Origin of the sequence: Rhodococcus sp. IEGM 1379 (assembly GCF_030056815.1) — a bacterium.
Classification (GTDB): domain Bacteria; phylum Actinomycetota; class Actinomycetes; order Mycobacteriales; family Mycobacteriaceae; genus Rhodococcus_F.
Genome location: NZ_JASHKR010000041.1, coordinates 1 through 24,791 on the forward strand (window position 1 = coordinate 1; position 24,791 = coordinate 24,791).

The 24,791-nt window shown below is 62.0% G+C and carries 10 protein-coding genes; 6 read left to right on the forward strand and 4 right to left on the reverse strand.

Annotated features, from left to right (window positions below):
* The 3 genes from QM600_RS19585 to QM600_RS19595 form a co-directional block, all read left to right on the forward strand.
* On the forward strand, nt 1-624 hold a 624-nt coding region (locus tag QM600_RS19585), incomplete at its 5' end, for an LPXTG cell wall anchor domain-containing protein (protein ID WP_283263202.1).
* Between the two features lie 125 nt (nt 625-749).
* Nucleotides 750-893, forward strand: a complete 144-nt coding sequence (locus tag QM600_RS19590) for a hypothetical protein (RefSeq protein WP_283263203.1) — start codon at nt 750-752, stop codon at nt 891-893.
* A gap of 66 nt (nt 894-959) precedes the next feature.
* The gene (locus QM600_RS19595; protein ID WP_283263204.1) at nt 960-1,766 is read left to right on the forward strand and encodes a class E sortase; all 807 of its coding nucleotides are present in this window, start codon (nt 960-962) and stop codon (nt 1,764-1,766) included.
* An 84-nt stretch (nt 1,767-1,850) separates the two neighbouring features.
* Here the strand turns inward: QM600_RS19595 and QM600_RS19600 are convergent, their stop codons facing one another.
* From QM600_RS19600 to QM600_RS19615, 4 genes are all read right to left on the reverse strand, one after another.
* Nucleotides 1,851-19,151 (reverse strand): non-ribosomal peptide synthetase, encoded by a 17,301-nt coding sequence (locus QM600_RS19600; RefSeq protein WP_283263206.1) that lies wholly within the window; start codon nt 19,149-19,151, stop codon nt 1,851-1,853.
* A 3-nt stretch (nt 19,152-19,154) separates the two neighbouring features.
* Nucleotides 19,155-19,964, reverse strand: coding sequence for an SAM-dependent methyltransferase (locus tag QM600_RS19605; protein WP_283263208.1), 810 nt, complete (start codon nt 19,962-19,964; stop codon nt 19,155-19,157).
* A gap of 67 nt (nt 19,965-20,031) precedes the next feature.
* Nucleotides 20,032-20,685, reverse strand: a complete 654-nt coding sequence (locus tag QM600_RS19610) for a DUF6875 domain-containing protein (protein WP_283263209.1) — start codon at nt 20,683-20,685, stop codon at nt 20,032-20,034.
* Between the two features lie 111 nt (nt 20,686-20,796).
* The gene (locus QM600_RS19615) at nt 20,797-20,919 is read right to left on the reverse strand and encodes a hypothetical protein (protein ID WP_283263210.1); all 123 of its coding nucleotides are present in this window, start codon (nt 20,917-20,919) and stop codon (nt 20,797-20,799) included.
* Between the two features lie 274 nt (nt 20,920-21,193).
* Here QM600_RS19615 and QM600_RS19620 point away from each other — a divergent pair, with 274 nt between their 5' ends.
* The 3 genes from QM600_RS19620 (at nt 21,194) to QM600_RS19630 (ending at nt 24,774) form a co-directional block, all read left to right on the forward strand.
* Nucleotides 21,194-21,916 carry a response regulator gene (locus tag QM600_RS19620; protein ID WP_283263212.1) on the forward strand — a complete coding sequence of 241 codons (723 nt, stop codon included), beginning with the start codon at nt 21,194-21,196 and terminating at the stop codon, nt 21,914-21,916.
* A 108-nt stretch (nt 21,917-22,024) separates the two neighbouring features.
* A complete protein-coding gene (locus QM600_RS19625) occupies nt 22,025-24,187 on the forward strand; it encodes a PAS domain-containing protein (RefSeq protein ID WP_283263213.1) in 2,163 nt (720 codons plus the stop codon).
* Nucleotides 24,188-24,255: 68 nt separating this feature from the next.
* Nucleotides 24,256-24,774 carry a universal stress protein gene (locus tag QM600_RS19630; protein ID WP_283263214.1) on the forward strand — a complete coding sequence of 173 codons (519 nt, stop codon included), beginning with the start codon at nt 24,256-24,258 and terminating at the stop codon, nt 24,772-24,774.
* Nucleotides 24,775-24,791: the final 17 nt, after the last annotated feature.

Consider the following 24,791-nt stretch of genomic DNA (forward strand, 5'->3'; position numbering starts at 1 on the left):
GTTCTCGATGTCAAGCCGGGCGCTTCGGTCACTCCGACCGCCCAGTGCGACGCAGCCGTCATCGACGGCCGGGTCCAGTTCCCGCTGAACACCGACATCACTTTCACCGAAACCGGTGCTCACACTGACGTCACCAACGTCAAGTGGGGTGAAGTGATCTGGGGCGTCAAGACCGGATCCGCAGACGTCGCGAAGATCGACGGCGAACCGACCGGAGCTTCCGTCAAGCTAACCGGCGAAGCAAACGAGTCGGTGGTTCTGGGACTCGAGAACAAAACCAGCAGCAATGGGCTGATCATCATTCCGATCCCGATCCCGCTGCCGCCGTGGGAACTCCCGACATGGCCGGGCTCTGAAGTACCCGGGGGACCAGACACTGACGTGTCGACTCCCGGCAACAACACTCCCGGCAATAACACTCCCGGCAACAACGGTGGTGGACACAACGGTGCTCCGGGCAAGCCTGCTCCGGACACCCAGGCTCAGGCCAAGCCGGATCAGTCGCCGTCTCTGCCGGTAACCGGTGCGAACGTCGTCTGGCTCGCCGGTCTGGCGCTGGCACTGATCGGCGGTGGCGCATGGCTCACCCTGCGTAACCGCAAGCGTGCACCCGGCCAGGAGTAACTCCTAACCGGATACCGAAACAGGGCGGGTGCGACCTACACCTGGTCGCACCCGCCCTGTTTCACCGTCACGACGTATCTGTCTCGCGGCCGCCCCCGCGGCCCACCCCTCGAAGGAGAAACACCATGTCATTCCTCCCGTTTCCGATCATCATCGAAGGCATCGAGACCACCGGTTCTGCCGCAATCGACGGCCTCGGTCGCCTGTCCGTACTCCTTTACGATCTTCTCGGCGGCACCGGAAGCGCCACGATCAACGCGGGCAGCTAGTTCGATACGGCGCCAGTTCGACACGTCAGCTAGTTCGATAGATCTGTGAAGAGGAGACCCCGGTCCGTGAGCGATACCAAGGTTCCAGGGAGTCGTCGGCCCGGCGCAGGCCAGGTAATCGGCGAACTGCTCCTCACGGCCGGGGTCGTCATCCTGCTGTTCGTCATCTATGAGGCGTACTGGACCAATATCGTCTCTGGGCGACTGCAGGACGAGGTCAACACCCAACTGGAGCAATCCTGGGGCAAAGACCCCGTGCCGACCGGTGACGATCCGGTTGCCCCGCTGGTCCCGGTGCTCGGCGAGTCGTTCGCGCGCGTGCACCTCCCCACCCTCGACTCCGCGTACGCCGTCGTCGAGGGCACACGCAACGAGGATCTGCGGACTGGCCCCGGCCACTACCCGGACACGCAGATGCCCGGCGAAGCGGGAAACTTCGCGCTCGCCGGGCATCGCATCGGTTCCGGTGCGGTGTTCCAGCACTTGGATCAACTCGAGTCGTGCGATGCCGTCGTCGTGGAGACCGAGTTCCAATGGATGACTTATCGGGTGGTCCCACTCGACTCCGCCTCGACCGAACGGCGCGCGGAGGCGGAAGCTTGCCTGAGCCCCGAGCAGGTCGATCGCGTCTCCAACGGCGACTACGCTCACGTCCTCGGGCGCCACATCACCATGCCCGGCGACATCGACGTCGTCAACCCGCTGCCAGGCATCCCTTGGGTCGAGCCTGGTCTAGGGCTGGAAAGTATGCTGACGCTCACCACGTGCCATCCGCTGTACTCGAATACCGAACGCATGATCGTGCATGCTGTTCTCGTCGAAACGATCTCGAAGTCCTCGGGCAATACTCCCGCGGCATTGCAGGAGCGATAAATGTACGGCTACCTCTGGGGCGCGCTCCCCGGCCCCCGACCGGTAAAGGCCCTGCTGGCGATCATTCTCGTTGTCGCGGTCGTGCTACTGCTCATGGAATTCGTATTTCCCTGGGTGTCTGAGCACATGCCCTACTCGGACGTCACCATATAGTCCGTTCAAATGGTGATTGAGGATCGGGCCCAATGTAGCCAGACCTTGCCGGCCGGTCATCTCCTCATGCCGGGTGGGAATTCGATACTCGAGTACTTCACCGGTGATGCGGTCCTTCCACCTCACAGCACCGGGCTGAGTGCCAAGACCTTGTTCGTCACCGGAATCTGTTGTTGCACTGAAGAAGAGAAGCTCAGCAATGTCCAGCAGTGGCGGTTGGTGCGCGAGAGCCCCATCGACGAGATCGCAGTACTGTCGATACAACGTCTCGAGATGAGCCGACGTCAGTGATGCGAAGAGTCCACCCTTGTGTCGCAACAACTCCGCCGCCTGTTCCGCGGTCACTCCTTCACCGGCTTCGAATTGATCCACGGCACCGAACTCTGCGACCAACCGTGCGATCGACGGCTTCTCGGCTATCGGCTCACTTCCGTCCGTCAAGCGACTGTCCATCATGGCGAGCGTGCCCACATCCTCACCCTCGCTCCGGAGTCGGACCGCCATCGCATGCGCAATCTGACCCCCCACCGAATAACCGAGCAGGTGATAGGGCCCGTGGGGCTGTACGGACCTGATTTCGCGGACGTAGCGTTCGGCCAGTTCGTCGAGCGAGTCGTAGTGCAGTTCGGGATCGGTCAGTGCCGGTGATTGGATTCCGTAGATCGGCCGGTCGTTGTCGACGTATTGCACCAATCCACTGAAACACCAGGCCAGCCCGATTGCGGGGTGAATACAGAAGAGCGGATTTCGGTTCCCGTTGGTACGCAACGGAAGCAATACTGCGAGTGCGGAATCGGCGCCGTCGGTCTCAGCCGGCCCAGCGCCGCTGGTTGCGATTCGGTGAGCCAAGGACTCGGGCGTCGAATGCGTCAGGACCCATTGGACCGGCACATCGGCAAAAATTGATTCACGCAGTCGCGCAGCCACACCCGCCGCCATCAACGAGTTCCCACCGAGGGCAAAGAAATTGTCGTCCGCACCGACTCGCGATGTACCGAGTTCGGCCGCGAACGCGGCTGCCACCGCTGATTCGGTAGCCTCGCCCGGTTCTCGGAACACTGCCCGGCCCGCGTCGAAGTCCGGTGAAGGCAGCGCACTGCGATCGAGTTTCCCGTTGACCGTGAGCGGCAAATCTTCAAGCACCATCACCGTCGCCGGGACCATCTGAGGAGCCAACCGATCCCCCACAAAGGAACGGACGGCCACCGAGTCGAGAACGACGCCTGGCCGAGGCGTCACGTAGCCGATCAATCGATCACTACCGCTAGCATCACTGCGAACCGCGGCGACCGCCCTGGTCACGCCCTCGCACGCCGAGAGTGCCGATTCGACCTCACCAAGCTCGATACGAGAACCACGAATCTTCACCTGTAGGTCGGAACGGCCGACATAGTCCAGCGCCAAACCATGACCAGGGCGCCGCAGCCATCGGACAACATCACCCGTCCGATACATTCGTCGACCCGAGCTACCAAATGGATCAGCGACAAACCGCGACGCCGTCAGCCCCACCCGATTGCGGTATCCACGTGCCAAACACGGACCCTCCACGTACAACTCCCCCGGCACACCGACGGGAACCGGCCGCAATCTGCCGTCGAGAACAACCTCGCCAACCCCACACGTCGGGTCACCAATCGTCACCTTCTCGCCCGCGGCCAACGGCTCGCCGGCATCAGTCTGGATTGTGGCCTCGGCCGGACCGTAGGTATTGAACATCCGGCGTCCCGGTGCCCACCGCGCCACCAACTCCGGTGGACAAGCCTCGCCGCCGACTACCACGGTCTTCAAGTCCTCGAGCCCCGCTGGATCTACCGTCCCCAGCAATGACGGTGTCAACGCAGCATGAGTCACTTTCTCCCGCAACAAGATCTCTGCCAACTCATTCCCGCCGTAGACCGTGGGCGGCACAACAACCAACCGTCCGCCCGACGCAAACGCCCACAATTGTTCCAGGACGGCAGCATCGAAGCTCGGTGACGCAACGTGCAACACCCGCGAATCCGGGCGCAACCCGAACCGAGAAGACTGCTCCGCCACCAGATTTGCCAACCCACGATGGGTGACCACCACACCCTTCGGCACCCCCGTCGAACCCGACGTGTAGATCACATACGCCGCATGATCGAGCTCCAGGTTTGCCGTCCGGTCCACATCGTCAACCGATAAAGCCGAGGCCAACCGCAACTCACTTTCCGTCACCGGATCGTCGACGACCAACCACTCAACCGACCCCGGCAACCGACCCCGCCACTCCGAGTTCGTCATACCCAGCGCCACAGCCGAATCGTTCAGCATGTACTCCACTCGGGCGGTCGGATACAGCGGATCCACCGGCACAAACGCCGCCCCAGCCTTCGCGACCGCTCTCGCCGCAACGACTTCACCGAACGATCGAGGCAATGCCACCGCAACAGACGACTCCGGACCGACACCGCGACTGATCAGCAACCGCGCCAACCGATTCGACAGATCGTCGAGCTCGCCGTAGGTCCACTGCCGATCCCCGAACACCACCGCGATCGCAGATCTGTTCTCGGTCCCGGTAGCCAACAACTCCGGCAACACCCGCCCCGGCACAGCCGGACCACCCGTTACCGATGTCAACTCGCGATATTCCTCCGGTGACAGCAGATCCAGTTGTGCCAGGGTCAGATCAGGGTCTGCGACGACGGCGTCGAGCACACGACGGACCCGCTGCAGGATCTCTTCCATCGCGGCGTGGTCGAAGATCTCGGGCAGGTATTTGATTCTCAGGTGCAATGTCGTATCAATGTCCGCGACGAGGCCGATCGGATAGTGCGAAGCATCAGCACCGCTCACACCGACCACATGCATGCCCGCGATATCGGTATCTTCGGTGAGGCCTCCGCGATCAATCGGGTAGGACTCGAACACCGTCATCGTGTCGAAGACTGCTCCCGGCCCGGCGACGCGCTGAATGTCAGCCAGACTCACATAGTGGTGATCGAGCAACTCGGCCTGCTCCGACTGAATCCGGTTGAGGAGCTGCCCCAGCGTCTCGGTGGTGTCGAGACGAATCCGTACCGGCAGTGTGTTGACGAACAGTCCGATCATCGATTCGATGCCCTCGATCTGAGGGGTCCGCCCGGAAACCGTGGCACCGAACGTCACATCGTCTCGAGAAGTCAACTCGCCCAGGATGATCGCCCAGACCGTCTGAATCACGGTATTGAGGGTGAACCCCCGGGCCCGCGCAAGACCTGCCAAGGCAGCGGTCTGCTCCTCGGTCAGTTCGCCGGCTACAACCTGTGATTCGGAATATCGACGGCCGGGATCAGCCGGCGCCACCAACGTCGGATCGGCGACCCCGTCGAAAGCTCGAACCCAAGCGTCGAGAGACGCCGTCGTATCTTGCTCGGCGAGCCAGGCCAGATAATCCCGATAGGGACGGACCGGAGGTAGCATCGCGCTGTCGCCCTCCGTGGCATAGAGCACCAGGAACTCTTTCAGGAGCAACGGCGTCGACCAGCCGTCGATCAGCAGGTGATGATTGGTCAGGACGAGCCGATAGTGATCCGGCCCGATGGTGACGAGGGTCCAGCGCAGTAGCGGGGAGTGAGCCGGATCGAACCGCGTCGCCCGATCGGCAGACAGCAGTTGATCCCATTCCCGACCTCGTGCTTCGTCTGCGAATCCGGACAGGTCGATCTCCGACCACGGGGCCTCGACGTCATCCTCGACCACCTGCACCGGGCCGGCATCGGTGTTTGCGACAAATGCAGTGCGCAAGTTCGGATGACGGTTGAGCAGTATGTGACCGGCTCGGCGCAATCGCGCCGAATCGACATGCCCACGCAACTCTACGACCAACTGCACCAGGTAAGCATCAACCGAAGCTTCGGATGCCGACGCTGCATCGGAAGCCAAGGCGTGGAACAGCAACCCCTTCTGCAATGGAGACAGCGGCCAGACGTCGCTCAGCGCCGGATACCGGTTCTCGAGGCGTTCGATCTCGGCCTGCCCGAGCGTGACCACGCTCAGGTCCGTCGGCGTATGCCCGCCCGCGCCAGGTTGCGCGGCATAGGTTGCCAGCAAGGAAAGGGCTTCGAGCCACAATCTGGCCAGCACGCCAACTTCCTCAGCGGTAAGCACCCCACGTGGGAAGGACCAGACCGCCCGCAGTGTCGGCCGAACGCCGTCGTCGATGGTGAGGGAGTTGATGTCGAGCACCGCCGGTACCGGCATGTCCGGATTCTGCGCACCCGAAAGGCTGCCCGAATCGTCGACGGGTACCCAGCCGCTGTCACTCCCGTTTGCTGAAATTCCTGCGGTGACCCTGCCGAGATAGTTGAACGCGATTTGCGGCACCGGCAGGTCCCGCAACACCAATCCGGTGGCTTTATTGAGATACCGCAGCAAGCCGTACCCGATCCCATGGTCGGGAACCGCAAGGAGCTGCTCCTTGACCGACTTAACCAGCGTCGCCAACGCACGGCCGCCGGCGTAGGCGTCGTCCAGATCGATACCGGAAAGATCCAGGTGTACCGGAAAAGTCGTGGAAAACCAGCCGACAGTGCGCGTCAAGTCCGAACCCGGGACGACACCTTCCTCGCGTCCGTGCCCTTCGAGACCGATCACCACGTCCCCCCGATCCGCCCCGCATTCACGCCGCCACTTCGTCACCGCCAACGCCAAGGTGGCCACCAGTCCGTCGCCCACGCCGCCGTGAAATACCTCCGGGACACTGGTCAACAAGGATTCGGTTACGTCTGCGGGCACATCGACCTCGACCGTCTCCGAAGTGGCCGCCACGTCGATCTCGAGATCCAGTGGCCGAGAGCCGATCATCGAATCGTCCGCCGCCATCGCTCGCCAGATATCGAGTTCGGCAATCCTCTCCGGTCGGTGGGCCGCCTCGACCAGTCCGTATGCCCACCGGCGCATCGAGGTTCCCACCGGAGCGAGTTCCGGCTGTACCCCGGCCTCGATCTGCGCCCACACGGTCGCCAGATCCGGCACCAGCACCCGCCAGGACACCCCGTCGACCACCGAATGGTGAATCACGATCAACACTCGGCCCCGCTCGGCCTCTTCAGCAGGATCGAACCACACCACCTGCATCACGATCCCGTCAGCGGGATTCAGCCGCTCCGCTGCGGCATCCAACTCTCGCGATGCTAATTCGTGGAACTGCGGGCTTCCCAGCGGCACGTCCAATGACACCCGAGTGATGATGCCCTCGGACCGAATCATTGCTTCCGGCAACGCTTCCCACGTCCATTCCCCGCGCGTCGCCTCATTCCGGCGCAACCGCGCTCTCAGCATGTCGTGGTGGTCGAGCAACACTTGAATTGTGCGCCGAAGACCGTCCGCATCGATATGTGCCGGCAGTCCCAGCATCACGGCCTGCGAGAAGCGGCCGAAGCCCGCTTCACCTCGTTCGAGCAGCCAGGACAAAATCGGTGTCAACGGAATTACCCCGACGCCGCCGCCTGCAAGCTCCTCCAACGTCGATGCCTCCACCTCATCGCCGACAACGGCAACCTGCGCCAATCCTGCAACCGACTTGCGGTCGAAGACATCCCGCGGCGAGAACACCACTCCGGTCCGCTTTGCTCGCGCCGCCAATTGGATCGACATGATGCTGTCGCCGCCGAGTGCGAAGAACGAATCGTCCACCCCCACTGATTCGAGTCCGAGCACCTCCTCGAACAATCCCGCCAACACCTTTTCCATGTCAGTTCTGGGCGCATGGAATTTGCTCCGCCCGGTACCGAAGTCCGGCGTCGGCAACACAGCGCGGTCGAGTTTGCCGTTCGGTGTCACGGGAAGAGAATCGAGGCGCATCACGGCAGCAGGCACCATGTGTGGGGCCAACTGTTCTCCGGCGACCGCGAGGACTGCCCGAACGTCGACATCTACCCCCGACTCCGCCACCACGTACCCGATCAACCGGTCACCGGATAGCCCGTCGCTGTGGACGGTGGCCACCGCCCGAGACACGCCCGGACAATTCATCAGAGCCGATTCGACCTCTCCCAATTCGATCCGGAAACCACGAACCTTCACCTGATGATCGGACCGACCGACGTAGTCGAGAGTGAGGGTCCCATCCGAGCGTCGTAGCCACCGCACCAGATCCCCGGTTCGGTACATCCGGCGACCGGAACCAGCAAACGGATCTGCCACAAACCTCGACGCCGTCAGCCCAACCCGGTGGCGGTATCCACGCGCCAGCGCCGGACCGGCCAGATACAGCTCACCGACCATTTCGACGGGCACCGGACGCAACCTGCAATCGAGCACGCACTCCTCGAAGCCGCGTATCGGGCCACCGACTGTCACCAGGCCATCTGCGACCAACGGCGGACTGGCATTCGACCAGATCGTCGCCTCCGTCGGCCCGTACAGGTTGAACATCACGCGATCCCGAGACCATCGCGCCACCAACTCCGGCGGGCACGCTTCTCCCGCCACCATCAGACATTGCAGCGACGCCAAGCGGCGCCCGGATTTCCCCGAAGCGGCATCCATCGCAGTGGTGTCGATCGAGGCCAACGCTGTCGGCGTGAGTACCGCATGAGTCACACCCTCGTCATCGAGCAACTGCGCCAACTCGCCGCCGCCGTACAGGAACGGCGGAGCGATCACCAATCTCGCCCCCGCACCGAACGCCATCATCTGCTCGAACACCGCAGCGTCGAAACTCGGCGACGCAACATGCAACACCCGCGCATCCGGACCCAAACCGAACCGAGAACATTGCTCCCCCAACAGGTTCGCCATACCGCGATGAGTAATCACCACACCCTTCGGCACACCCGTCGACCCCGATGTGTAAATCACATACGCCGGATGATCGAGTGCCAGTGCCGCGACTCTGTCCTCGTCGGTCACCGGATCTGCCGCCAACCCTGTCAACTCGACCCGGACCGTCCGGTCGTCGAGTTCGAGCCAGCGGACCGAATCGGGTAACCGATCGCGCCACTCCGACAGCGTAATTCCCACCACCACAGCAGAATCGGAAACAATATGCCCGATTCGGATGGCCGGATACAACGGATCGACCGGCACAAAAGACGCGCCCGACTTTGTCACCGCCCACGCCGCCACAACCGATTCGAACGAGCGCGCCATCGCCACCGCCACACTCGACTCCGGCCCGACACCGCAGCCGATCAGCAACCGTGCCAACCTGTTCGACTGTTCGTCGAGTTCCCCGTACGTCCACCGTCGATCCCTACACACCACCGCGATCGCAGACCGGTTCTCAGCGCCGGTAGCTAACAACTCCGGCAACACACGGCCGCGAGCGGCGGGACCACCTGACACCGATGACAACTCACCGAATTCGTCCGGAGACAGCAGATCCAACTTGGCGAGTGGCAATGTCGCGTCGGCGACGACGGATTCGATGACACGCAGGACCCGCTCGAGGATCTCCGTTATCGTGTCGTGGTCGAAGAGTTCGGGGAGGTACTTGATTCTGAGGTTCAGATTTGTATCTACGTGCGCAATCAAACTGATCGGGTAATGGGCGGCGTCAGTGCCGCTCACGTCGATTACCTGCATCCCGGCGATGTCGGTATCCGCAGTGAGTCCCGCGCGATCGACCGGATAGGACTCGAACACTGTCACCGTGTCGAAGACCGCTCCCGGCCCGGCTACCCGTTGGATATCAGCGAGACCGACGTAGTGATGATCGAGCAACGCGGCCTGCTCCGCCTGAATCCGGTCGAGTAGTCCGCCGAGAGTTTCGTTGGGGTCGAGCCGCACGCGCACCGGCAGTGTGTTGACAAGCAGACCGATCATCGATTCGATGCCCTCGATCTGTGGGGGTCGCCCGGAAACCGTCGCACCGAATGTCACATCGTCCCGGGACGTCAACGCGCCCAAGATAATCGCCCACGCCATCTCGACCACGGTGTTGAGGGTGATTCCTCGGGCCCGCACAAAGTCCGTCAGCGCACTCGTCTGTTCGTCGGTCAATTCATCTCGCACGTCACGTGATTCGGCAAATCGACGCCCCGGTTCGAGCGGAGCAACCAAGGTCGGTCCGTCGACGTCACCGAGCAACCGCATCCATTCCCCGAGAGACCGTTCTACGTCCTGCCGCTCGACCCACGCCAGATAATCCCGGTACGGGAACAGCCTCGGCAACGCCGCCGTACCTCCTTCCACGGCGTAGAGCAACAACAACTCGCGCAAGAGCAGCGGCGTCGACCAGCCGTCGAGCAGCAGGTGGTGGTTGGTCAGCATCAACCGATAGCGGGTCGGTCCGGTGGTGACCAGCATCCAGCGCAGTAGTGGGGCACGGGCAGTATCGAACCCCGCCGCCCAGTCATCTGCCATCAGCTGATCCCACTCACGATCCCGTGAGTCGTCGTCCAGGCCGGACAGGTCGATCTGCTTCCACGGTGCCGACGCGTCGTTCAGGACCACCTGCACGGGCCCACCCTCTGCATCCGGGACAAACGAGGTCCGCAGGTTTGCATGCCGATCGAGCAACATCTGCGCGGCGCGGCGCAAGCGCTCCGGATCGACGTGCCCGCGCAGTTCGACGACCAATTGCACAACATAGGCGTCGACCGACTCCGCGGACACCAGTGCATGAAATAGCAACCCGGCCTGCAGCGGCGAGAGCGGCCAGACGTCGCTCATTGTCGGGTACCGATCCTCGAGATCTTCGATCTCGGCCTGACCGAGGGCAACAAGGTCGAAGTCCGTCGGAGTGTGTCCCCCGGCCCCGTCGGTACCGGCGTACCTGGTCAATGCGGTCAACACCTCGCACCACGACGCGGCTAGTTCTTCCACCTCGGCCGCAGTCAACACCCCGCTGGGGAACGACCACGTGGCGCGCAATCGCGGCGCGCTCCCACTGCCGACGGTCATGGCGTTGATATCCAGCACCGCGGACACCGGCATGTCCGGATTCTGAGCACCACTGAGCTGGCCCGCATCGTCGACCGGCATCCATCCGGCCACCGGGACGCCTTCCGGAAGCTCGGTCGCCACACGGCCGAGATAGTTGAAAGCTATGTGCGGTGTCGAAAGATCCCGCAATTGCGATCCGGTGCTCTCGCCGAGATACCGCAGCAAGCCGTACCCGATCCCGTGGTCGGGAACCGCAAGAAGCTGTTCCTTGACGGACTTGACCAACGCTCCGGCCGCCGGGCCACCGACGCACGCTTCCTCGAGGTCGATTCCGGAAAGATCAAGTCGCATCGGGAAGCCCGTGGAGAACCAACCGACCGTACGAGTCAGATCAGAACCCGGGACGACGCTTTCCTCACGTCCGTGCCCTTCGAGACCGATCAGGACGTCGTCGAGGTTCACTCCGCGATCGCGCCGCCACGTCGTCACAGCCGCTGCCAGCGCGGCCAGCAGTCCGTCGCCCACACCGCCATGGAACGCCTCGGGAACGGTGGTCAACAACGCCTCCGTGACGTCGGTGGGCAACTCCACGCAAATACTTTCCACCGTCGAGTGCACGTCAACAACGGAGTTCAGTGGTCTGGACCCGATCACCGGGTCGTCCACCATGGCCATCTTCCGCCACACATCGATTTCCACGATCCGCTCCGGCTCCTGGGCCGCATCAACCAGGCCGTGCGCCCATCTACGCATCGACGTTCCGATCGGGGCAAGGTCGGGTTCCTGGCCCGCGTCGATCTGCGCCCACGCGGTCGCCAGATCCGGCACCAGCACCCGCCACGACACCCCGTCGACGGCCGAATGATGCACCACTATCAGCGCTCGCCCCGGATCGCGCCTCTCGACCGGGGCAAACCAGACCACCTGCACCACGATCCCGGAGTTCGGATCCAGCCGATCCGCTGCGGCATTCAACCCTGCCGCCGCCAACTCACGGAACTCGGAGCTCCTCTCAATCGGCACCGTGTGGATAACAGCGTCGGCTCGAATCATTCCGGCCGGCAACACCTCCCACGACCAGCTCGCATCGGGCTTCCGGGACAGCCGCGCCCGCAGCATGTCGTGCCGATCAAGTACCGCCTGGACGACGCCGGATAATGTCGGCCGGTCGATCCCCACCGGCAGACTCAGCATCACCGCCTGCGAGAAGCGGCCGAACCCTGACCCACCTCGTTCCAGCAGCCAGTGCACAATCGGCGTCACCGGAACCTCTCCGACACCTCCACCGGCAAACTCCTCCAACGCCGCAGTCCCCCCTCCCTCACCGACGGCAGCGACCTCCGCCAAACCTGCCACCGACTTGCGCTCGAAGACGTCCCGCGGTGAGAAATTCACTCCCGCCTGCTTTGCCCGCGAGACCAACTGGATCGACATGATGCTGTCCCCACCGAGAGCGAAGAACGAATCCTCCATGCCCACTTCGGCAACTCCGAGCACCTCCTCGAACAATCCCGCCAGAACGATCTCCACTTCGGCGACCGGCGGCCTGAATGTGTTTCTGCCGGAATCGAAGTCCGGTGCCGGCAGCCCGTCACGATCGAGCTTCCCGTTCGAGGTAAGGGGCAGAGACTCGAGCACCATCACAGTCGCGGGCACCATGTGCGGAGACAATGTCTCGCCCACACCACCGAGCACTGCGCGAACGTCCAGGTCGACACCGGGCTCAGGCACTACGTATCCGATCAATCGGTCACCCCTCCCCGCGTCGCGACGGACCGCAGCCGCCGCCCGGGCCACCCCCGGACAGGCCGACAGCGCCGATTCGATCTCACCCAACTCGATACGGAAACCACGAATTTTGACTTGCAGATCCGAACGACCGACATAGTCGACGGTCAGGCCCCCGCCTGGAAGCCGCAGCCACCGCACCACATCTCCGGTTCGATACATCCGCCGACCGGAACCCGTGAACGGATCGGCGACAAACCGCGACGCCGTCAAACCCCTCCGATTACGGTAGCCACGCGCCAACCCCGGGCCCGCCAGGTACAGCTCCCCCACAACTCCGACGGGCACCGGCCGCAACCGCGCATCGAGCACGCTCTCCGCGAAACCACAGATCGGCCCACCGACAGTCACGGCCTCACCAGCCACCATCGGCGTTCCGGCATTCGACTGAATCGTCGCCTCCGCCGGACCATAGGTGTTGAACATCCGCCTACCCGGCGCCCACCGCGTCACCAACTCCGGAGGGCACGCCTCGCCGCCCACCACAATCGTCCCGAGATCCTCGAGCCCGGCCGGATCAACCGTCGCCAACAACGCCGGCGTCAGCGCCGCATGAGTCACCTTCTCGCGCAACAAGATCTCCGCCAACTCACCGCCGCCGTAGACCGACGACGGCGCAATCACCAGCCGCCCACCCGACGCAAACGCCCACAACTGTTCCAACACGGCAGCATCAAAACTCGGGGATGCAACATGCAGCACTCGCGAATCCGGACCCAATTCGAACCGAGAACACTGCTCCGCCAACAGATTTGCCAACCCGCGATGTGTGACGGTCACGCCCTTCGGCACACCCGTCGACCCCGACGTGTAAATCACATACGCGGGGTGATCGATATCGAGTTCAGCTGTCCGCTCCGCGCCACTGATCGGTAGCACAGGCTCCCGCTGTAATGCACCCTCCACAACTGGGTCGTCAAGAATGAGCCACCGCACCGAACCCGGCAAACTATCCCGCCACTCCGAGAGCGTAATCCCGACCGTGACAGCCGAATCGGTTAGCATGTGCTGGATTCGGGCGGCCGGATAGAGAGGATCCACCGGTACAAACGATGCCCCCGACTTAGCTACCGCCCACACCGCCGATACCGACTCGACCGACCGCCCGAGCGCAACCGCGACCCCCGATTCCGGACCGACGCCCTGTCCGATCAACAACCGCGCCAAACGATTCGACTGTTCGTCGAGGTCCCGGTACGTACACCGCCGTTCCCCACACACCACCGCAATCGCCGACCGATTCACGGCGCCCGCAGCCAGCAACTCCAGCAACGACGCCCCGGGCACAGACGAATCACCCGATACAGCAGTCAGTTCCAGCAATTCCTCCGGGGAGAGCAATCCGACATCCGCAACCGGTGTCGACGGCGCAGTCACCACCTCCTCGAGGATACGAATGAATCTGTCCGCGAAACTGTGAGCCGTGTCCGGATCGAGGATGTCGACGGCAAAGACGAAGGCGGCTGATATTCCGGATGGGGCACCGTCGCCGGGATCGAACTTCTCGGCGAGGCTCACATGCAGGTCGTACCTCGCAACGTCAAGATCAACATCGACAACCTCCACCTCCAGCCCAGGCAAGATCAGATTGGGCGGCTCGGTGTTCCGCAACTCCATCATCACCTGAAAGAGTGGAGAAATAGCCGTCGACCGCACGTGATCGACGGCTTCCAACACTTGCTCAAATGGACTTTGAGCATGGGCGAAGGCGCCGAGATCGCACTCCCGCACGTGCCAGAGAAGATCCTCGAACGAATACCCTGGCTCGACGTGCGTCCGAAGCACCACGGTATTGACGAACATGCCCACCATCTCGTCGAGTGCAGCCTCACCGCGTCCGGCAATCGGGGTACCTACCGCAATGTCCGAAGTCCCACTCAGCCTGCTCAGCAAAACAGCCAGCGCCGCATGTAACGTCATGAACATCGTCGAATCATGGTCGCGCGCAAATATTCCCAGCCGACGATGCAAGCTCGCGCCGAGCTCGAACCGCACGCTGCTTCCTCTCCCCGACCGCCAGGTCGGGCGCGGTCGATCTGTCGGGAACGGCGTCGACTCGGCCATTCCTGCCAGCGTTTGCCGCCAATACATCAACTCCGCCGCGGCCAGGGAATCAGGATCGGACTCACTACCGAGAATGCTGCGCTGCCACAGCGTGTAGTCGGCATAACTTGCCGCGGTCGGCACCCAGCCAGGTGCTCGCCCATGCATGCGCGCGGTGTACGCGGCCACCACGTCCCGTGCCAGCGGCGCCATGGACGAGCCGTCGGCTGCGATGTGATGGACCACCATTACCAGCACGTTCTCGTGCTGGTCGATACGGAACAACGCCGTCCGCACCGGGACCTCATCGTTGACATCGAAACCTGCACCCGCAAGGTCAGCAATCTGCTCTTGCAGTGACGCCCCGTCCGGCACTGTTACCGGAAGGAGTTCGGCAACCACCTGATCGGTCGGCACAACGACCTGCAGTGGCCCCGCTGCTGATGCCGGGTACACCGTTCGAAGCGTCTCGTGGCGGTCGACAACATCGGTAAGCGCAGCTCGCAACGCCTCCGTATCCAATTCGCCCGTCAACCGCAGTGCGATGGGAATGTTGTAGGCGGAGGACGAGGTGTCCAACTGATTGACAAGCCACATGCGCTGTTGAGCCAGTGACACCGGAACCCTGTCGGGGCGCTCGCCCGCAGTCAGTGCGGGTCTGGCCGACGTGTGTCCCACGCACTCGATTCGGGCCGCAAGCGCCGCGACGGTGGGCGCGTCGAACAGATCCCGCACACCGATATTCACGCCGAACGCCGAGTTGATCCGCGCCACCACCTTGGTTGCGATCAAGGAATTACCGCCGAGGTCGAAAAAGTTTGCGTAGATGCCGAGCTGATCGGCGGCGAGCATCTCGGCAAAGATGCCGGCGACGGATTCCTCGGTATTGGTTCGCGGCAACCGGAATTCTGTGCTTGTCGCCTCGAAATCCGGTTGGGGCAGGGCACTGATGTCGAGCTTGCCTACCGGGGTCAGTGGAAGCTCGTTCAGCACTGAAATTACAGCGGGCACCATGTATTCCGGCAGTAGCGAACGGACGTAGGTTCGCAGCTCGGCGACGTCGACGCCCTCGCTGTCACTCGGGAGTACATAGGACACCAGGACAGGGTCTCCGGCAGGTCCGGCACGACTGCGAGTCACCGCAAAACCGACGTGCGGATGATCGGTCAGAACCGAATCGATCTCGCCGAGCTCGATCCTGAAACCTCGAACCTTGACCTGAAAGTCGGTTCGGCCAACATATTCGAGAGTCAGACTTCCCGCCCGTTCGTGCCGCCACCTCACCACATCTCCGGTGCGGTACATACGACATCCCGGTACCCCGAACGGATCAGCCACGAATCGGGCAGCCGAGCGACCCGATTGATTCCGGTAACCACGCGCCAGGCCCGGACCCGCCAGGTACAACTCCCCGGCCACTCCGATCGGCACCGGACGAAGGCGTGAATCGAGTACGACCTCCTCGACGCCTCGGATCGGGCCACCGATCGTGACCGGCTCCCCCGACACATCCAGGGCCCCGACATTCGCCATGATCGTTGACTCTGTCGGGCCGTAAGCGTCGAACATCGCTCGCCCCGGCGCCCAACGCAGGGCCAGGTCCGATGAACACGCCTCGCCCGCCACCACGAGACATCGCAACGATTCGCGCCCCGCCGGATCGACCGACGTCAATGCCGACGGTGTCAGTACCGCATGGGTGACGCGGCCACGATCAAGTAGTTCCGCAAGCTCGTTGCCACCGAATATCGTCGGAGGCGCGATCACCAATCGCGCACCCGACCCGAATGCCCACACCATTTCGAACACAGACGCGTCGAAACTCGGGGACGCAAAATGTAATACTCGTGCGCCGGGATCAGTCTCGAATTGTTCGCGCTGTTCGGCGACCAGGTCGGCCAACCCCCGGTGCGGCACCACCACCCCCTTGGGTGCACCCGTAGACCCCGACGTGTAAATCACATACGCCGGATGGTCGAGTTTCAGAGGCGCCGTCCGTTCACGGTCGGTCACCGGGGTGGCAATTGATCCCGACACCTCCGCTTCGACGGCATCGTCGTCCAGCACCATCCACGGCACCGTCCGAGGCAACTCGTCGAACGCATCCGAGACTGTAAGCCCGAGCACTGCGCCCGAGTCGGTCAGCATGTGTTCGAGCCGAGCCGACGGATACCCCGGATCGACCGGGACAAATGCAGCACCGGCCTTCGCGATCGCCCACACGGACAGAACCGACTCGGTCGACCGCCGCATCCCCAATGCGACGCATGACTCCGGACCGACACCGCGACGAATCAGTGAGTGGGCCAAACAATTCGACTGTCGGTCGAGTTCTCGGTAGGTCAATACTCGATCACCTGACACCACCGAAACCGCATCGGGATCCATCTCGACTGCCGCCGCCAACAATTTCGGCAACGTCAGCGGAGGCATCGGTGCCCCGCCGCTCACCGGCGTCAATCGCTCACGCTCCTGCGGCAGGAGCACAGTGATGTCGCTGATCTGCACCGACGGATCCGCTGTTCCTTGCGCAAGAATGTGCACGAGACGATCTGCGAATCCCTGCATGGTCGCTGAATCGAACAGGTCGGTGGCATACGTCAGATCCACGGACAGGTTCGGCACTCGACCGGACGCTGCAAACTCCTCCTTCACCGCAACTTGCAGGTCACAGCCTGCGGCCCGGCGCCAGCCGTCGGGGGCGGTCACTTGTACACCAGGCACTCCCGTGGGGACTGGTTCTTCGCATCCGAGAACGATCTGGACAAGGGGCGAATACACCGACGATCGATCGATTTCCAGCGCCTCCACGACCCGTTCGAAGGACACCTGTGTATGACTGAATGCACCTTGTCCGCAACGCTTTACCTGCTGCACCAGATCCGCGAACGAAAGCTCCCGATCGACAAGAGTCCTCATCACCACAGCGTCGGCAGCATTCTCCGCCTCGTCGGAGACTGGAATACCCACCGCAATATCCTCGGCCCCGCTCAGCCTGGCAAGCAGCACCGCTAACCCGGCATACATTGTCGTAAAAATGCTTGAATCATATTCAGCTGCAAAAGCTTTAACACCACCAAACAACTTCTCGCCGAGATGGACGCACACGCTACCCGAACCTCGCGACCGCCGATTCGGACGTCGCCGATCCAACGGCAACTCCAACAGGCCACGCAGTCCGGACAGAGTGCGCTGCCAGTAGTCCAACTGTCGGGCCTCCTCCAGTCGACGCTCACCTTCCCTTGCGCTGCTCGGATGAATGGCAGCTAACGGAGTACCCGGTCCGGCAGCCACGAGTTCCTCGATCAGAGAAACAAATCCTTTGTGATGCAGCGTCAGTTCGTCGTCGCGGTAGCGGCCCGAGTTTCCCCGAAACTCGACAAAAGTCTTTGCCGGTGTACCACTTTGATAGACGTTGACCAGCAGGTCCCCAACCGGTCCGGAAGTCAGGACGTGAAACTCGCCGGTCAGTGGACCGAAGTTGATTTCTTGAGGGAAGAGCATCACGTTGACCATCGGTGCCGCACTCCTGTGCGGGGCCCCACCGCCACCGACACTGCGGAGCACTTCGTGAAGATTGGCTCGCTGGTGCCGCAGTGCGCCCACGAGTTCGAGATGAACACGTTCGATCAACTCGCCGACCGTATCTCCGGTGCGAACTTCGATCCGCAATGGCGCGACGTTGACGAACATCCCTCCCGAGCGCCGCAGGACCGCGGTGGTACGCGCTGACACGGGGACGTCCACGCGAACGTCCCTCCGGCCAGTCATCCGCGAGAGGTAGCAGGCGAAACCCGCGATCATTGTGGCAGTGGACGTACCACTCCCCCGCTGATCCGAATCCATCAGCCGCGTAACCGTGTCCTCTGAGAATGGCGTGGCCACCAATGTGTCGGTAACCAACGGGAGTGCTTCTCGCTCAGCCAAACTCACACCTTCGGCCAGTCCCGCGAGCTTCTCGATCCAGTACGAACGGTCGGACTCGAATCGACTCGAATCGCGATACCGACTGTCGATTTCATACAAGGTGCGCAGATCGGCTGCGGCGTTGGGTTCGGGTTCGCGCCCCTCAATCGCCGCCGAGTACAACGCAGCAATGCGGTTGACCATCGTCATCGCGGCATATGCATCCAGTACGACATGGTGACCTCGGCCGTACCACAGGTAGTCCGCGTCGCCGACTTGCAGAATCGACGTCGCGATCAGGCGGTCGCGCATCAGGTTCATTTCGCTCGTATAGTCCTCGCGCATCCACGAATGCGCGGCCTCCATCGGATCGGACTTGCCACGAAAATCGATGAATCCTATTGAAGTGTCCAGAGATTGGTCGACAACCTGACGAGGTTCCCCATCCACCTCGATCAGTCGCAGGAACGCCCATTGCACTTCGCGCCCAGCAGTTACAGCAGCCGTCCGAAACAGATCGAGATCAAGATCGCCGTGAAACTCCACGTACTGCGCGATGCACTGCGGAACCTTCGGAGACAGTTGTTGAACGAACCATACTCCGTGTTGTGCCGATGAAAGCGGAAAATGCTCTGAGGGAAGGGAATTGGGAGTCACAGTCTATTTCACCGCCGTCACGTACATTGCTTGATTCATCATGGTCGCGAGTTCCGCCGGGAGCTCTTCCACCGGTCGTCCGAATACCACCGCCAACTCGAAGGGATTGACACGCGTCACCGACCAACCGTGCTCCGTCAAGCACTGCGCGGGCTCTGCCCGCTCGTCGTCGAAAAGCAATGCGGACACATCGATATCTCCGAACACACTCTGGCCGAAGTACTTCGACGTGATCGTTGCGAAGCGCTGAGTATCAGCTCCGGCGACAAAATTGTCCACGGCAAGGTGGCTACCCCGAACCGATAGCGCATCGATCCGTTCGAACAGCAAGTCGTGTGCTATGCCAGGGAGATACGGCAGCAGGCCCTCCGCCGACCACGCTGTCGGCTTTACCGGGTCGAAGCCTTCGGCTTCCAGAGCAGCCGGCCAGTCGTCACGTAAGTCGACTGACACCGATCGCCGCTCGGTTTTTGTGCTGGCTCCATGTTGATCCAATACCTCCTGCTTGAACTCCAGAACCTTGGGTTGGTCGACCTCGAAGACTGTTGTGCCCGACGGCCAATCGAGGCGATACGGCAGCGCGTCCAAACCGGCAGCAAGGAGTACCGCCCCGGACGCTCCGGCCGCCGCAGCCGACAAGAAGAACTCGTCGTAGAACTTGGTTCGAACCCCCATGAAGCCCGGGAAGAATGGAGTGTTGTTCAACGAAGAAGGGTCTGCAGCCGTCTCCAACGCCCGAAACATCGCCACCCACAACGCGGTCAGTCCAACGCTGCTGACGATATCCCAGCTATCTCCATCAGTTCGCACCATAGAAATCATTTCCGATCGTGCTGAGTTAACTTCATCTCGATACCAAATTTTCGGCAGCAGAATTCCGCTAAGAAGTGATCTTCGCGACGATATATGCACGCGCCGGCGACGGCATGGTCGGCGCGAATTTCTTCAAGTACGCAGACATCCATTCGGATCGAGTTGCCAAAAACGGATAGTCAGTGCTGACCATTTGCCTCACTGCCAGCATCGGCAAGGGAGAATCGAGCGGCCTGAAATCCTCACTCCACAGGCCTGGCTGGCGGCATCCCGGATAGAACTGACCCAACATCAGCCCATTTTTGACGAATTTCGACTTTCCATGAAGCTGAACTGTTTCGATGACATTGAAGTCGGAAATGTTCGGGAAAATCGCCACAATTGCCCGAAATATTGCATCCTTTCCCTCACTGGGAGGCAGTTCTTGGTATATGTCCGCCATATCTTCTGCTATCGCTGACAGAGAGTCGAAATCGATATTTATTTCATCTGCAACCCCGGCCCAAAAGAGTTTCCTATCCACCGACGGACCGGTAAAGGGACAGACGGGACCGGCACGTCCCAAATCCGGATGCGGTTCAGTCAAAAATTCGAGCGCCCATTTCTTGAACGCTCGAATAGTTCCGCTCTGCGATTCGAGCGACTCATCGTCGAATACGTTAATGAACTCTAAGTGAGATCGTGTACCGATTATTCGTTTGGTCGTCCAATTCGTCGTCATTATCGCCATCCTTGTCACTATCGAGGCTGTGCCCCGCACCGTCGCGGAAGTGCCGATCAACGCCGCGGAAGTGAGAGTGGGTCTTGATGGAGTGTGATGGGCAAACGGGTTTCAGGCGCCGGCCATGAAAGCCAGGCAGAAGAGTTGGAATGTGAGCATGTTGCCTCCTGGAATTGCATCTGCTATTCCAGGGTTGTCGACGGACGGACGGATGTCGTCACCGCTGACACCCATCTGACGTACCGGTCAGCCCCACCTTGCACATTGCAGCCGTCTTGAACGCCCGAACCGTGCCGACCGAACGGGTCCGATCCGCACTGCGATCGTCGCCCACTGCGTACCGGCAATATCTGTACCAGGTATGTACCACCGTGCGCTCGGTATGCTCGAAGTACGTGGACCCGGTGACGTTTGGGCGACCGCTCAGCCGTTGACCTGGGATCAGTCGTAAACCTGGTATCTCGGAGTCGCGCATGACCGAATTCGATTCGCAGTTGACAAGTCCACCATGACCTCCGAGATCAGCAGTGACAATCACCGCCTGCGCGCAGGACCGGCCCAGTCCGGTGATCGCGTCAGGTTGCCACTCCGTGTAGTCCTGGCCGAGGACGACGTCTTACTCCGTGAGGGAATGGCGAGCCTGTTCACGCAATCAGGTATCGACGTAGTTGGACAGGCGGGCGATGCGGTACAGCTCCTGAAGGTCGTCCGAGCCACGTCACCGGATCTGGTGGTGGTCGATATTCGGATGCCGCCGACCCAGACCACCGAGGGACTCGACGCGGCCAGAGTAATCCGTGATGAACTCCCTGAGACCGGCATCCTGGTCCTGTCTGCACACGCCGATGTCGAGCAAGCAATCGAACTGCTGGCCAGTGGCCATGGGGTTGGCTACCTGCTCAAGAGCCGCGTCGTCGACGTAGAGGATTTTGTCGAGACCCTCCAGCGGATAGCCAAGGGCGCGACGGTCGTGGACGCAGCGCTGGTCCAGGAATTGGTGTCTGCTCGCCGACGCAACGACCCGCTTGCTGGGCTCAGTGCGCGGGAACGGGAAGTACTGGCGTTGATGGCGGAGGGTCGTTCGAATTCCGGCATCGCTCATACTCTCTGCGTCGCGGAGGGCACGGTGGAGAAGCATGTCCGCAGCATTCTCACCAAGCTGGGGATCACCGAGACCAGCGAAAACCACCGACGGGTCCTGGCCGTGATCACCTTCCTCGAGGCACGCTGACCGGATCGGTGTGAGTACTTCACCATGATGTGGAAACGATCAGCGATTCAAGGTCCGTCGGCGTCCGAGCCAGGCGCCACAATTCGGACGCGACTGCTGTCTCGGTTGATGCGCCCGACCGCCCCACGACTGGCGCTCGGAATCGCGGTTGCGACTGCTTTCATCGTGGTGGAGTCGATTCTGGCTATCTTGCTCAGGCGGGTCGCTCCCGACGAAGCCTTCGGGGTGGTGTACCTGGTCGGAGTCTTGGTGATCTCCATCGGGTGGGGTTTCGGACTGGCGGTGGTGACGTCGGTGGTCAGTGCTCTGGCCTTCGACTACTTTCGCAATTGGCCCCCGGATCTAGTCCCTGCAGGTGCCCAGAACTGGATAGCCGTCACTGTCTTCCTGGCCGTCGCACTACTGGTCAACACCCTCGCCGCAGTCGCCCGATCACGTGCCGACGAGGCAGATCAACGCCGCCAGGAGGCCGACCTCGGAGCCGAGCTTGCTCACCTCATGCTGCGTTCCGGCAACACGAGAACCGCGATGGACCGGGCCGCGCTACACCTAGCTCAGGTCCTCGGGCTGCCGTTCGCGAATCTCGAGCTCGATACAATCGCGTCAGATCAGCACCGCTGCGCGATCCCGTTGGCCGACGGTGCCACGTTGCTTGTTCCCACCGAGACTACGACGCAGACGTTGCAACGACTGCGAGAGCGAGTTGTGCCCACCTTGGAGGCACTGATGCGGGCGACGCGCGACCGCGAGGAGATCAACCACGCTCTGGAGGAAAGCCGCAGGGATCTGGAACGGTTCTTCGATCTCTCGTCCGATCTCCTCTGCATCGCTGGACTCGACGGCTCCTACCGGCGTATCAATCCGGCGTTCGAAAAGGCACTGGGATATCCGATCCAGGAGCTGATGTCGCGACCGTTCTCGGACTTCGTCCATCCAGCGGATCGGAGTCGTAGTCACGAGGCTCTCGACCAACTGGCCCGTGGACAACCCGTCGCTCAATTCGAAATCCGATTCATCTGCAGCGACGGCTCCGAACGTTGGATCGAGTGGAATACGGTACCGGACCGGAGCGAGCTCTACGGCGCCGGGCGCGACGTGACCGAACGCCGCGTGGCTCAACGAATCATCAAGGCAAGCCATGACGAACTCCGTGTGCTTGCACAGCAGCAGGCCTCGTTACGACGCGTTGCGACGTTGGTCGCGCGAGGTGCCGACCAAGCCGAGGTGTTCGCAGCGGTGGCAGAAGAACTGTCCCGGATCCTCGGCGGGCACAGCACGGCATTGTGTCGGTTCGAGTCCGACGGCGGTGCAACTCTGATCGCGAACCGGGCCGAACCTCGTCTGAAGTGGACGCCGGTCGGCACACACTTGTCATTGGAGGGCGACAACGTCGCGACAAAAGTGTTTCGGTTCGGTCGCGCCGCCCGCCTGAACAGTTACGACAATGCCGCCGGTTCCACTGCGGCGCTCATCCGAGACCTGGGCATCCGCTCCGTAGTCGGGGTGCCGATTGTCGTCGAGGGCAATTTGTGGGGTGCTGCGTTTGTGGGGTCGACATACCCCGAACCGCTGCCACCCGATACCGAGTCTCGCATTGCGGACTTCACGGGCCTCGTGGCGACCGCGATCGCGAATGCCCAAACCCACGCGCAACTCACCGCGTCGCGTGCCCGGATCGTCGCAGCCACCGACGACGCTCGACGGCGACTCGAACGCGATCTGCACGACGGCGCGCAACAGCGCCTCGTTTCCCTAGGTCTCGCACTGCGCTCGGCCGAGGCGTCGGCGTCGTCCGAACCTGCTGCACTCAAGAAGCAGATTTCCGACATCGTGACGGGGCTGGTGGACGTTTCAGCGGACCTACAGGAGATTTCGAGGGGAATACATCCGATCCTGTCGAAAGGAGGTCTCGGCCCGGCCCTCAAGGCACTCGCACGGCGTTCGAGCGTCCCCGTCGATCTTGACCTGGACCTGAAACCGCGAGTGCCCGAATCTACCGAAGTAGCCGCGTATTACGTTGTGGCAGAAGCATTGACAAACACCGCCAAGTACGCGTGTGCATCTGAAGTGTCGGTACGGGCGAAGACCGATGGAGCGACGCTCGAGGTCTCCGTCCGTGATGACGGCGTCGGCGGGGCCGACGCCGCGAAAGGATCCGGACTCACCGGTTTGAGGGACCGCGTCGAAGCTCTCGGCGGCCGGATGGAGATCAAGAGCCATCCCGGAACCGGGACGACACTGATCGTCGAGATCCCGCTCTCACCGCCTTGATTTTGTCGAGAGGTTCACAACTATTCGCCGTAAAATCGAAGTTGAGTTGCAGTGAAGGAGGATCCGACATGTCGCACCATCACGAAGGTCCGCACCCCGAGCACACGTTCCATCTCGAAAGTCCGAGCACCGATCGCACTCAGAATCGCCATATCGTCCTGGGCATCGGCACGGGATCTTCCAGCGAAGATGCATTGGAATTTGCACTGTCACTCGCAGGCGAGGAAGACGCATCGCTCCATATCGTTCACTGCATCAGTCCCGAGGACATGCCCGTCGAAACGGATTCGCCTCGCTTCGAGAACCGCTTCCGCGCCGAGATGACGAGGCAACGTGAGCATACGAGTGCGGCACTGGAGTCTCATAAAGGCTCGTGGACGTACGACTGCCAACATGGCGACCCCGCCGAAGTCATACTCTCAATGGCGGACAAGTACGACGCATTCACCATCGTGGTCGGATCGCCGCGACGAGGCCCCATTTCTGCGATCAGCCAAATGATGCACAGTTCCGTCGCGTCACGTTTGACCCGGCAAAGCAAGTATCCGGTCGTAATGGTGCCGATCGGAGTGAAATCGGCACGGTGAATGCGCAGGTCTGCGTA